Annotated in this window: 10 protein-coding genes; 3 read left to right on the top strand and 7 right to left on the bottom strand. The window is 42.4% G+C overall.

Annotated elements, in window-relative coordinates; all coding sequences use genetic code 11:
- Positions 1-41: 41 nt before the first annotated feature.
- A complete protein-coding gene (locus F8S12_RS05005) occupies positions 42-485 on the top strand; it encodes a GNAT family N-acetyltransferase (RefSeq protein ID WP_196515235.1) in 444 nt (147 codons plus the stop codon).
- Between the two features lie 65 nt (positions 486-550).
- Here F8S12_RS05005 and F8S12_RS05000 read toward each other — a convergent pair whose 3' ends face one another.
- Both F8S12_RS05000 and F8S12_RS41940 read right to left on the bottom strand, forming a co-directional pair.
- Positions 551-1,909 (bottom strand): sensor histidine kinase, encoded by a 1,359-nt coding sequence (locus tag F8S12_RS05000; RefSeq protein WP_196515233.1) that lies wholly within the window; start codon positions 1,907-1,909, stop codon positions 551-553.
- A gap of 135 nt (positions 1,910-2,044) precedes the next feature.
- Positions 2,045-3,256 carry a sensor domain-containing diguanylate cyclase gene (locus tag F8S12_RS41940; RefSeq protein ID WP_196515231.1) on the bottom strand — a complete coding sequence of 404 codons (1,212 nt, stop codon included), beginning with the start codon at positions 3,254-3,256 and terminating at the stop codon, positions 2,045-2,047.
- A gap of 416 nt (positions 3,257-3,672) precedes the next feature.
- Between F8S12_RS41940 and F8S12_RS04990 the strand changes: the two genes are divergently transcribed.
- The gene (locus tag F8S12_RS04990; protein ID WP_196515229.1) at positions 3,673-4,047 is read left to right on the top strand and encodes a hypothetical protein; all 375 of its coding nucleotides are present in this window, start codon (positions 3,673-3,675) and stop codon (positions 4,045-4,047) included.
- Between the two features lie 196 nt (positions 4,048-4,243).
- Here the strand turns inward: F8S12_RS04990 and F8S12_RS04985 are convergent, their stop codons facing one another.
- The 5 genes from F8S12_RS04985 to F8S12_RS04965 form a co-directional block, all read right to left on the bottom strand.
- Positions 4,244-4,474, bottom strand: a complete 231-nt coding sequence (locus tag F8S12_RS04985; protein WP_196515227.1) for a DUF6737 family protein — start codon at positions 4,472-4,474, stop codon at positions 4,244-4,246.
- Between the two features lie 239 nt (positions 4,475-4,713).
- A complete protein-coding gene (locus F8S12_RS04980; protein WP_196515225.1) occupies positions 4,714-5,661 on the bottom strand; it encodes a zinc-binding dehydrogenase in 948 nt (315 codons plus the stop codon).
- 10 nt (positions 5,662-5,671) lie between these two features.
- On the bottom strand, positions 5,672-5,965 hold the full coding sequence (locus F8S12_RS04975) for a hypothetical protein (protein ID WP_196515223.1): 294 nt from the start codon (positions 5,963-5,965) through the stop codon (positions 5,672-5,674).
- A gap of 96 nt (positions 5,966-6,061) precedes the next feature.
- Positions 6,062-6,802 (bottom strand): methyltransferase domain-containing protein, encoded by a 741-nt coding sequence (locus tag F8S12_RS04970; protein WP_196515221.1) that lies wholly within the window; start codon positions 6,800-6,802, stop codon positions 6,062-6,064.
- A 356-nt stretch (positions 6,803-7,158) separates the two neighbouring features.
- Positions 7,159-9,006 (bottom strand): ShlB/FhaC/HecB family hemolysin secretion/activation protein, encoded by a 1,848-nt coding sequence (locus tag F8S12_RS04965; protein WP_196515219.1) that lies wholly within the window; start codon positions 9,004-9,006, stop codon positions 7,159-7,161.
- 207 nt (positions 9,007-9,213) lie between these two features.
- On the opposite strand from F8S12_RS04965, the gene F8S12_RS04960 reads away from it, so the two are divergent.
- The coding region (locus F8S12_RS04960) for a two-partner secretion domain-containing protein (protein ID WP_230967800.1) at positions 9,214-13,303 on the top strand (4,090 nt) is incomplete at its 3' end.

Here is a 13,303-nt window from a genome sequence, read left to right as displayed (position 1 = left end):
TTGCCAAATTTCGGACTGAATTGGTAAGTTATCCAGAAGCGATGGAAGTTTTTTTAGCTAATATTAATCATCTTGAAAGTGTTTCAGTACTGTTTGATCGGTATCGTACTTTTTACAATCAGGCATCAAACCTTGAAGCTGCCAAAGAGTTTCTCAAAGAACGTTTCAAGAATAATGACTCGGTAGTGTTTGCAGCTAATGACAATGGAGAATTAGTTGGATTTACTCAGCTTTATCCCAGCTTTTCTTCAGTGTCGATGAAACGAGTATGGATATTGAACGATTTGTATGTGGAAGAGTCGTATCGCCGGAGGGGAATTGCAAAGTTATTGATGAGTGTTGCGGAAGAATACGCAAAAGAGAGTGGAGCCGTCCGAGTAATTTTAGCTACTCAAATTTCTAACATAACCGCGCAAAGACTCTATGAAGCGCGAGATTACATTAAGAATCAAGAGTTTTACCATTACGCTTTGCGGTTGCAGTAGTGGCATAACACTCAATGTTGGATGTCGCCAAACTACAATTAGACAAGCTGGGAGGTAGAGTTTAATCAAACCAAAGGTAACAAGATTTCAAATTCAGTGCCTAAACCTAGTTGGGAACGTAAATTTAATTTACCACCATGCCTGGCTGTGATAATTCGATAACTTACAGCCAAACTAGTTTCTTTACCAGTCTTTGTTTGCAGAGAAAAAGACTCCATAATTTGCTGTTGCAACTCCTCAGACATTCCAGGGCTATTGTCGGCAATGCGAATTAAAACCCAGCGAGAATCTGGTGCATCTGGGTTGTTTGCTTCTTGTGAAATTACTTCTGTAGTAATCTCAATTCGGGGTTTTTGAACAGTATTTGTATCTTCTAGATACAACTGCTGTCGCACTGCTTCATTGAGTAAAGTATCCACAGATTCGCTTAAAATATTCATCAAAACCTGATTTAATTGCCCCATAAAGCAATATACTGGGGGTAATTGTCCATAGTATTTGACGATTTCAATCTCTCCTTGAAGACGGCTATTAATTAATAGAATAATGCTATCTATACAAGCATGTAAATCTACTGGTTTAGGATAAATTGCATCGATATGACAGAAGTTTTGTAAACTAGTGACGAGTTTTTTTAATCTTTCGGCTCCGGTGCGGATACTAGCAAGCGATCGCGACAAATCTTGCTCTAAAAAATCAAATTCAATCTCTTCTTTAATCTGATTAATTGCCTGAGAAGCTGCTGGTAACTCTTTTTCATAAGCCGCTATCAGCTTGAGTAAATCTTGGCTGTAGTTTGAAACATAAATTATATTACCCCAAATAAAACCCACTGGGTCTAAAATTTCGTGCGCTACCCCGTCTACCAAACGCCCTAGATTTGCCATTTTATCATTTTGAATCATTTGGGCTTGGCTGCGTTCATAGCGCACCAGATTATCGATTCCCCGAATTTGCCAAGAAATAATATTCAACTCTTGAACATCTAACAATCTATAAGCACCAGATGCCGTTTGTACTACGATTGGTTCTGCTAATAATTCTGGCGATCGCTTTAAGCTAAGTTGCATCGCAATTAAAATCGATGTTGTATCAGCAAGCAGCAACATCGGTATGCGTGCATAGCTGTAAAGAACCTCCAATGGTTGCTGAAAAAATAACTCTTGTCCATAGGGGCGAATCAAAAATTCTAGCAGTCGCCGCCGTGAAATCATCCCAATAAATTTTTCCTGTTCTACCAAAATTACTCCTGGTAGCAGGGGATATTTTTCCAAAAAATTAGCTACTTCTCTACCAGTGCAGTTAATTTCCACCGGGAAGTTGTACATTGGTAGTTCTTGGAGGGTTGAATCTAAACCGAGATCGCGATCGCTACCCTCAGACAAAAATGGCGGTGAGATTTGGCAACTGAATTCTTCTGACACTAGACACCCTGATTTTTACAAAGACAGGTAACTGATAGACTAACATTTTACAAGTTTTCCGGTAAGCGTAAAGCAAGGGTGTCTTTAGACCTGAGAGTGTCAAATTCTTGTTAGTTCTCTAAATTCGGTTTTGGTTTAGCCGATAGATTGCCGCTTGAGACGCTTATGAGCATACATTAACTCGTCAGACCTGGCAATTAGTTGTTCTAGTGACATATTGCTTTCTGGTGAGTAACGCTCTATCCCCATACTCATCGAAAGTTGACAGATACGCTTGGGTTGTTGATTGAAGTTGTTGATATTTACTTGCAGACGCGCTTCTATGCTGTCAGCATCTTTGAAGTAGCTGGAGATAAAAACAATGAACTCATCTCCACCCAGGCGAGCAACAATATCCGAGCTACGAAAACTTTGCTTGAGTAATTGAGCCGCATCAACAATCAAAGCATCTCCCATGTCGTGACCAAGGGTGTCGTTAATCTGTTTTAGACCATCTAAATCAATGAATATAACCCAGCAGAAAGCTTTCATGCGGTGAGCAATTTTCAACTGTTGTTCAGCCAGTAAGAAGAAACCACGCCGATTATGCAAACCTGTTAGTTCATCAGTCAGCGATAACTGCCTTCCTTCCATCTCTGATTGTTTTCGGTGGCGAACTTCCTGAATGAGTTCCATCTGAGCGATCGCCTGACGACTTAGGCGGCGCAGTGCATTTAATTGCTGGTAACTTAGGTGACGAGGAATGGTATCGATGACACACAACGTTCCTATTGGAAAACCATTGGGTGTAACTAGTGGAACGCCAGCATAAAAACGAATTTTGGGGTTACTTTCTACTAGGGGATTTTTATTAAAGCGATTGTCTTTGATGGCGTTGGTAACTACCAATATATCTTCTGTTTGAAGAATGGCATGAGCGCAAAAAGCCCAATCTCTGGGTGTTTCGCTAGCTTTTAGTCCAACCTTAGATTTAAACCATTGGCGATCGGCATCGATTAGGCTAATTAAAGCAATTGGAGTCTTACAAATGTGAGCAGCAAGAGCAGTCAGGTCATCAAATGCTTGTTCAGATAGGGTATCCAGAATATTGTAGTCCGCTAATGCTTTGAGCCTTTCTGCTTCATTTTCAGGTAGAGGAGCAGCTTGGTTTTTTACAGATGAGTGTCTGAACCTTGGCAAAAAAAGTCTGGTAGGTTGGAAATTTTGCAACAACCGCAGGATTGTGTGTCCGTCATCAAAGCTGCGCGATATCAACATCTCTGCAATGAAAATCAACATTCGATTGAATATATAGAAATATTGTGTTGCATTATGTTTTTCATGCCTTTGGTTTGCTCTGTTGTTCATTTCACCCTAACTTTCACCGTGCAAATTCCCTGAATACGTCGATATTTACAATCTCTTTTGCCCAAAGCCCGGTTAAAATTATCACTATTAACCAAAAATTATCAAAACTTATTAAATTGTAAGAGTTCTTCGTCAAAACTTGATATTTTTGATGCCACTAATGTAAACGCATACAAAGTCTGGGGGTCAGCTTCCGACTGTAGTCGGGAATGAGAACGCCCTTACTGAATAAGCCGGGAAACTCTTTTTCTTCAGTTCTGCTGCTTTTTACCAAAATAGTTGGTAAAAAGCAGCAGTTAATACAGTTTTAGTAATCAATTTCAGCTTTGATCCTTGATAGGCGAGTAATATAAGCCGTGGAAAACTTACCAACCAATTCTAACCGATAGGTAAATTTTACCCAAACGACAAATCTTATGAATCAGCCGTACTTATCTCCAGATGATTTACCTTCGCATCTGACAATTCAATTGAGTGAAATACTATTTAGACAACTCGAAGAAGCAACAAAGCAAAGGTTTTTTTTAGCGTGCGACAAAATAACACGAATTTTGTTATCGAGTTGTCATTGGTATTTCAGAATTAATAGTGGAGTTCTGATGTTAATCATGATTTGTCCTGATATAGAAAGTTATCAGAACATTATGAAAACTGTTCCCCAATTCGCTGACATATTGAAAAGATTTACTAACAGAGGTAGGATTACTGTTAGCCCTCCAGCTAATAAAGGTATACCGTGGGTATTCAGCATAGATGAAATCTTGCCTGAAGGAGACGCACCCACTACCTGATACCATTTTGGATTTTGGATTTTAGATTGGAAACCGCTTGGTGTATCTGGGTTTTCTCTGTCCATCTGTCGCAATCATTTTTCAAATTCGTATGATAGATAGACTGGAAATTCTTATATCAGCCGCATCAATCATTAAATCTGAAAGATTACCCATCAATATAACAGTAAAAGCAGGAGAAATTCATAATTACGAATTACTCTTTATCTGATTCCAAAATACCACTGCGAGTAATTAGTTGCGGCCAAAGTAATACAAAAAATCCCATCCATGTCGCTACAGGGATGAAGACGAGAACTGTTAACCAGATAGTTTTAAATAGTAACCAGCTACCACCAATCAGCGTCACACCTGTGAGAATTATAGACCAGGGCTGACACCACCAAGGTTTGTAGTTCCAAGGATTTACGGGTTGTTGTTCAGACATTAGTTTTATTTGACAAATGTGTAAATGTTCCTGGAACAAGTTTAAGTCTTCCAGAGTTATTAAGGAAGTGGCTCATACCCGGACTAAAATTTGTCCTGCTCCTGGTTTTGGTTCGGGTAAATCCACCAATTTGAGGCCGTCAATTCCCGTAGCTGTTTGAATCTGATACCCTTTCATTACTTACTCCTATTGCTGTGCAAATAGTGAGGCATAACCTGTATAAGGCTTAAGGGAACAATTTAATTTGAGAGGTGTAAGACACTTTTGCCAGCAAAGCGTCTATCCAATAATTGCCTTGCTACATCTGCTATTTCCGTCCAAGAAGCTTCTAAATCGATGTGGGGAACTAAAGAACCATTGGCAACTAACTTGACTAACCGCGCTAATCCAACAGAAGCAGGTTGTTTTTTTAGTTCGTGAAACAGAATAAATCCATACAGATTCAATCCGCCTTTACCATAGAATTGGGAAGCATTGAAGGTAATATCTGCTCCAGCAGTTGCCCCGAATATGATACAGATTCCATCAGATGCTAACTGCTCCAAGACTGAAGGCAAAACCTTCCCACCTACGGAGTCAAGCACGAGATCGTAAGGCGCATATCGGTCAAATTGCTCGCCAACAATAACCTGATGCGCTTTCGCAGTTTTGACAAATTCGACTAATTCAGGGCGACGTACTTGAGCAGTAACGATCGCCCCAGCTTGAGCCGCTAATTGACAGGCAAAATACCCGACTCCTCCTGACGCACCTGTAATCAGCACTGCCCGATCCAACAATATTCCACCCCGCTCTAGAGACAGTAACGCTGTTAATCCAGCAACAGGTAAAGTTGCCGCAGATTTGAAGTCAACGGCATCGGGGAGAGATGCGATCGCATGAGTTGGCACTGCTACCTGTTCCGCCCAAGCACCCTGTCGCAAAAATCCGACAACACGGGTTCCTACTGGAAACCCAGAACCATCTCTAGCAGCAGTCTGAATAGTTCCAGCGAAATCCCAACCTGGCCGCCATCCTGCTTCTGCGCTCTGAGAGCGTCGCACTTCACCACGATTGAGCGAGACTGAAGCAACTTGGACGATCGCCTCATTTGGCAAGGACGAAGGGCGCTCAAATTTTCGGATCACCAACCGTTCGGGGACTGAAGGATCAACTACGATTGCTCGTATTGTATTAGAGTTACTCATTAGATATCTCCTATTGCTGTGTAAATAGTGAGGCATAACCTGTATAAGGTTTGAGCGGCAGGATTTCACAGGCAAGAATGCCTTCTTTTACCATTGGTAGCTTTTGTACTTGCTGGGTGACGGATTCAACACTTTCGCCTTCCCAGAGCATTACTGCACCACTCTTGTCGGCAATGTAATACATCTGACGAATTTGCTCTGAAGCGTAAAACTCCCAAGCTTGAGCAGCTTCTGGATTAACAAAGGGCAAAATCTGTTCTATGGGAATTCCTGATTTGACACGGGCAATAACTAAAACTTGCATGATTGTCTCCTTTTAAAAATCCGATATTAAACAACCCAAATCCTGTTTTTAGTTACTTATACTAATGTAAAAATCTCGTCGTTACTAGTACTACATTCAAGTCCCTTGAGGAGAGGCTATAAATGTCAAACTTGCCATATATGTTCCAACAAATATACTAGGATAATCAGCATTGCTATCAGCAACAAACCAATCAGGAATTACCTTCTGTTGTCCAACTCTCTTCTCTAAGTCCACCTGTAAGGATATATTTTCATGAACAATTTTTGCTTTGGCAATTTCTAGCATTTTTTCTACTGACTTTTGCAGCCACTCAGCTCGAACAAATAGACTATGATCTGGATGGTTGCCATAGCAAAAAGGTACAATGATCACGATATATCCTTTTTCGCTAAGTATTTTATCCACGCAAAATTGAATAATTTCTTGATCGTCTTTTTGTTCTTGAGTTTCCTTGTTAACGCTGTGAAATAACAAACCAGCTAGCACGACGGCATCAAATTTTTTATTTTCTCTAGCAAGTTCTGACAAGAAAAATGATAAATCTTGGGCAACAAACTTTCTATTTGGATAGAGTTTTAAACATTGTTCAATGGCCAATTCACTGTGATCGACTCCAAGGTAGTCACATCGAGCAGGTAGATATTTGTTTAAAGCCGCGTTACCGCATCCTAAATCCAATAAAGAAAATGACTTTTCCTTAAAAACATTATCCAGAAAACTAGATGTTGGTGTATATCGGGTGACATTTTCAGGCGATTCAAAGTAAGAATAATAGTCATTTTCAAAACGTTCTTCTTCGGATGTTTTGCGTTCAGGAACCAGATTATTCATCATAAAAACCTCACTTTATTAAGCTTATTTGATTACAACTAGAACTTACGCAAAACTACACGCTGTAGGGGCAATTCATGAATTGCCCCTACCTGAAAATCAAGGTTTCGGCTATTGTTTGCGTAAGTCCTGACAAGGTTGTTCTTGCATGATTATCAAAATCATGCAAGAACTATCAACTGAATGGGTATAAAATAATGCCTATATTTATCTTAATAACCTTTCAGAAAAAGCGATCGCTAGCAACTGGCTTTCTATTACCAGAATATTTGCTATCGTTAATTTTAAAAATATCTTTCAAGGTAGATTATAAATTCATCCTTATACGGGATGCCAGCAACCATGAAATAGTTGGGGTACTAAGGTTGATAACGGAGGCTGAAATAAAAGCCATCATCCTGAGCGTTATTACCGCGATCGCTTAGATCGATAAATGGAATTCCATAATCGAGCCGCAAATTCAGCTTATCAATTCCCAAAGCCTGATTCCATAATAATCCTAAGCCTGCGCCCACCAGAAAAGTTTGATTTGGTAAGTTATTAGGATTATCAGACTTATTCCAAACTGCTCCCATGTCTACAAATGGCGCGAGTTGAATCGTGGATAATCCAGCTTCATCGCGTTGAACTGTGATCCGATCTTCAATGGCCACCCGAAATCCATTATCCCCAGAGCGGATATTTTGGCGATATCCCCGTACAGATTGTCCGCCGCCAATGACGAATTGCTGTGAAGGTAAGAGACTATCTGGTGTTAGTTGTAAGTCTGCTTGGATGAGCAACAAGTTATCGTTATTGAGTTGCTGTACGCGCTGTACTTGACCTAGCCAACTGAAAAAGCGACCATCAGGTGTGGGGTCATTGTTGATAGTTGCATCCAAGATGTCAATGCCAAAACTAAATTGCGATCGCAAAAACCAGGCTCCACGAGGATCGCGCTTAAGATAATCTTGACCAAATTTAATTACACTGGTGCGACTAACGCCATTGGCATCAGGCCCAATGCCAAAGGGCGTTGCAAGGTTATCAAAGAGAAAAGTTTGACCATCTTGGTAGGTAAATCCCAAGGATAGGGCAAATTCTTCTCTTGGCGATCGCATCAACGGTTGCCGATAATTGATTTCATAAAGATCCTGATTTGCCCGAATGCCAGATACATCAAAGGGTGGCTCAGTAATTTCGTTGTTATAAAATGCCGCTCTAATCTGTACCTTGCCGTTCATGGCATTAACGGGAACCTGATAGCTAAAATCAAAGGCATCGGAACCACCAGAAAACGAATGGTAATAGGAACCTGCTAACTCATCTCCCATACCAGTTAAATTGCGATCGCGCAGTTCAACACCCAATCTTTCCGCACCAATACTGGGAGGCGAATAATTATCTACACCCAAGCTACCAGTTAAAGAATTTGCCTCTTCAACTCTCACAATTAGAATACTTTGACCAACCTTACCCGTTGGACGCAGACGTGCTTCTACATTTTTAAATAGGGGATCGAGTCGCAGTAACCTCAGTTGATCTTCGAGTTTAGCAGTATTGAGAGGGACACTAGCACCTAGCTGGATGCGACTACGAATATAAGATGGGTTTAATTTTCGTGTTCCTTGGATTTCAATCTCTGCTAAACGCCCTTCGATAACACGAATTACCACAACACCATCTGTGCTACCAGGTTGTTGAGCCTCTGGAATCGCTCTGGAATTTATATAACCTTTATTTAAGTAAAGTTGGGTAATAGCATCTGCGGCTTGTCTGATTTCTTCTAAAGTCAAGTCCCGTTCTTCATAGGGTTTTACAACTGGATTAAAGTCATTTTCACTAAAGACTGTGCTATCTACGACCTGAATTTTGCGAACCCGAATGCGTTGTGGTGTTTCTGGTTGTGGCGGCGACGATTGGGGGTTCGGTTCAGGTTGATTAAGGTCAGTTGGGGAGGGCTGCGGTGTCTGTACTATTTGTAACTCTGGGGAACTGCTATTTTGAGCCGAGTCAGAAGTAAAAATATTGGCTGTAGCTCTCAGTTCATTTGCTGTTACAATCCAGATCGCAGGCAGAATTAACAAACCGCACTGCAAACTGAAACTGTGCTTACTCCATTTAATAGTTACCAGACTCAGTAAGGCATCTAACTGATGAGAGAAATAGACAATTCCTTGCTGAGTCTTTGCTTTCGGCTTAACACCAGTTCCTGTTTCTTTTCTCATTTATCCTCAATGGGGTGCCTAATCTTACGATTGGGCTGATTTTAATTTTTGAGTATGCTATGGCTGTATAAATATTTCAATATCATATTTTTGACATTCCAATTTCAGAAGATTTGTAACTAAAAAATAATAAACAGTAATTATTCTCTAAGTGAAAGCCCTTAGCATTATATTGTGGTAATAGGTAGAAAACTTGGGAATACTTCGATGTTACCACTGATCTCCATTGTCATCGTCAATTACAACCGGGAGTTTTACATTGGAGAAGCGATCGCCAGTGTGTTAGCGCAGACATGGCAAGACTTTGAACTGCTGGTTTGGGATGATGGCTCTACAGATGGCTCAGTGGCGATCGCTGACGCTTATGCTCAACAAGATGGACGAGTGCGGGTGATAAAAGCACACCATCAGGGAACGGCTGCGGCTTGTAAAGCAGCAATCAACCAAACTAGCGGCACTTACATCGGGTTGGTAGACAGTGATGATATCTTAGACCCCACCGCCCTTACAAAAACTGCCACCGTACTCAACAGCCATCCCGAAACGGGATTTGTTTACACTGACTACTTAAATATTAATGAAGAGGGCAAAGTCATCAGCTACGGTCATCGCTGTGACATTCCCTACTCCCAAGAAGGTCTGTTGGTAAACTTCATGACTTTCCACTTCCGCCTAATGCGCCGTTCAATTTACGACCGAGCGGGAGGTGTTAACGAGTCTTTCTCTCGCTGTGCTTATGATTATGACCTATGCCTGCGACTTTCAGAAGTAGCTCAGGTGCGCCGGGTTCAAGAGCCACTCTACCTCTACCGAATTCATCCTCAAAGCCTCTCGATTACCAGAAGAACAGAACAAATTCTTTGGTCTAAGCGAGCGATCGCTCAAGCACTTAGGCGACGCGGATTAGCAGACAAGTTGCAAATTGATGTAGAATTGCCCGCAGGTCGCTTCATATTGCGTCGTAAAAAATCTCTACTGCCCAGCATTGCCGCTTCTGTGGTAATTATGATGCCTCTGCTGACAGCCATAAGTGCTGGATTAGCCCAAGCACAACAAATTCTTCCCGCAGTTGATGGGACAAACACAATTGTTACACCCAACGGCAATCGACTTGATATCACTGGCGGTACAACTTCTGGAGATGGTGTTAACCTGTTCCACAGTTTTCAACAGTTTGGGATTTCACCAGAACAAATCGCCAACTTTCAAGCCAATCCTGCTCTGCAAAATATCCTTGGTAGAATCACGGGCGGCAATGCTTCTATTATCAATGGTTTGATTCAGGTTACAGGTGGTAGTGCTAACCTCTTTTTGATGAATCCAGCCGGATTTATTTTTGGAGCAAACGCCAGCTTAAATGTCCCTAGTGCTTTCACGGCGACAACAGCAAACGGCATTGGCTTTGGCAGCAGTTGGTTCAATGCCATCGGTATTAATGACTACACAGCCTTAGTAGGAAACCCCAACGGATTTGCCTTTAATACCAACCAACCAGGAGCGATCGTTAACGCCGGGAATTTGGCAGTAGGTACTGGACAGAATTTGAATCTATTGGGCGGTACTGTAGTGAACCCTGGGCAACTAACAGCACCGGGGGGGCAAATTGCGATCGCATCCGTACCAGGGCAAAACTGGGTGCGTCTCAGTCAGCCAGGAAATCTTTTAAGTCTAGAAATTCAGCCCCTCGCATCTAGTAGCAACCAACCCAATAACTGGACAATTCCCATTGCATCTTTACCAGAATTGCTCACAGTCGGTAACACTGGATTAACTGCCAATCCTGATGGAACCGTACAACTGGCAGGCTCTAACGTCACGATTCCCACAGATCCAGGTACAACCATTGTTTCTGGCAACGTGGATGTATCGAGTCAAAGGGGCGGTACAGTAATTGCTTTGGGTAAACAAGTGGGGGTGATTGATGCCAATATTAACGCCTCTGGAACCAATGGCGGCGGTACGGTGCTAATTGGCGGTGATTATCAAGGTAAGGGAACTTTACCGAATGCAGATCAGACTTATGTTAATTCCAATTCCGTCATTAATGCCGATAGTAATTTGAATGGAAACGGGGGGCGTGTAATTCTTTGGGGCGACAATACAACGCAGTACTTTGGGAACATTTCGGCTCGTGGCGGAGCAAATGCTGGGAATGGTGGTTTTGTAGAAGTATCAGGCAAAAATTTCTTGACCTTCAGGGGTCATGTAGATGCTTCAGCCCCCAATGGCTACTTTGGAACTTTATTATTAGACCCTACCACATTGACCATTATCGATGCCGCAGCAGGGACAGGTGATTTTGATGGCACGGCTAGCAATATTCCCTTTGACCTTGCAGATAGTGGTGCTAATACCGTTTCTTGGGGTGCGATCGCTGCTTTGGGATTCGGTGCAAATATCAACTTACAAGCCACAGGTAATATTACCATCAATGACATCACCGGAGCTACACCCGGAGTAACTACCCTTGGTGTTGCTACATTAAACTTAGGCAATGGCGGTAGCTTCAACTTAACCTCACAAAGTGGTTCTGTAATCTTTGCTAATCTCACCAACACAATCGAGACAAACGGGGGAGCAATCAGCATTTCAGGAGCTAGCCTATCACTGGGAAATTTAGATACAAGTACTAATTTTTCTGGCAATAGCGGCAACGTAACCTTGTCTGCGAGTGGCGACATCACTGCGGGCAGCATTATCGCCAGTGGTCAGGGCTACTCCTCCGGTAATATTACAGTCCAAAGTACTGGTGGTGGAATTACTCTAAATAACCTCGACACCAGCAATGTTCAAGGATTTGGATATGGTACTACGGCTGGAACAGTAAATTTGAGTGCCGCAGGCAATATCCTCACAGGTACGATTAATTCTTTTTCAAATGATGCTAACAACTCAGGTACGGGTGGCAATGTAGTAGCAACAACCACAGGCGGCAGTATCACCACAGGGGCGATTAACTCGTCTGTATTCAAAACCGGAGGTGGCGATTTTATCGGTACGGCTGGCGGAGTTAGCTTAACTGCTACAGATAATATCACCGTTAATGGCGCGATTGATGCCTCAGCGATCGCCACCTTTGAAGGTGATGGAAATGGTACTGCAAATGTTACAAGTGGTGCGGTCAGCTTAACTGCCACAAATAATATCATAGTTAATGGTGCTATTGATACCTCAGCCACTGCCACGGGATTTGATACACAAGGTGTTACAGGTGGTAGCGTTACTTTACAAACTACCAATCCCTTTGGCAGTACAATTCGCTTTAGCAGCATCAACACACAGGCCACAATCTTTACTGATAATGCTAACGTTGTTCAAGGTGGCGATGTGCAAAGCAATGTGCAAGTGCTAACCAATGGACTAGTTCAAGGAATAGGGACAATTAATGATACTGGTGTAACGATCGCAACTGGTGGATTTTTTATTAGTCAAGGAGGTGCGATCGCTCAAGTTCTAGCGGGAGGTACTGTCACAATTCGACACGATGGTGGCCCAAACAATGTGCCATTTACCGTAGGTGATGCAAGCGTGAATGGCATAGCAGGATCAATTAATACAGGCGACAATTCAATCATCGCTTCAAATAGCTTTCCAGTTTTACCTAATGGTGGAGATGCTAGCGGCACTCCAACGGGTATCACTATTACTTCCGTCAACACCCCGCCTACATTAACGACAAACTCATCGCTACCCGATACCCAGACAAATCAACCTGTTACCTTGACGTTCTCTAGTTTGGCTCCACTGGTCACGGATGCTAATAATGACATTACCACCATCCGGCTTGATGCGGTAAATACGGGAACTCTGACTGTCAATGGCGTTCCCGTAACCACTGGTGTTACTTTATCTAGCGACGATACTTTGGTGTACACACCTCCCACAGATACTAATGGGTCATTAAATGCTTTAACTATCAGTGCAAGCGATCGCGTATCCTCTTCAGCACCAACACAAATAGGAATCAACGTCAGCCAGGCTCCTACCCCAATTCCTACCCCAATTCCTACCCCAATTCCTACCCCAATTCCTACCCCAATTCCTACCCCAATTCCTACCCCAATTCCTACCCCAATTCCTACCCCAATTCCTACCCCAATTCCTACCCCAATTCCTACCCCAATTCCTACCCCAATTCCTACCCCAATTCCTACCCCAATTCCTACCCCAATTCCTACCCCAATTCCTACCCCAATTCCTACCCCAATTCCTACCCCAATTCCTACCCCAATTCCTACCCCAATTCCTACCCCAATTCCTACCCCAATTCCTACCCCAATTCCTACCCCAATTCCTA

Source organism: Nostoc sp. WHI, from assembly GCF_015714725.1.
In the GTDB taxonomy this organism is placed as follows: domain Bacteria; phylum Cyanobacteriota; class Cyanobacteriia; order Cyanobacteriales; family Nostocaceae; genus Nostoc.
Note: the sequence above shows the minus strand (reverse complement) of the source record. Positions and strands in the feature narration are given on the sequence as shown.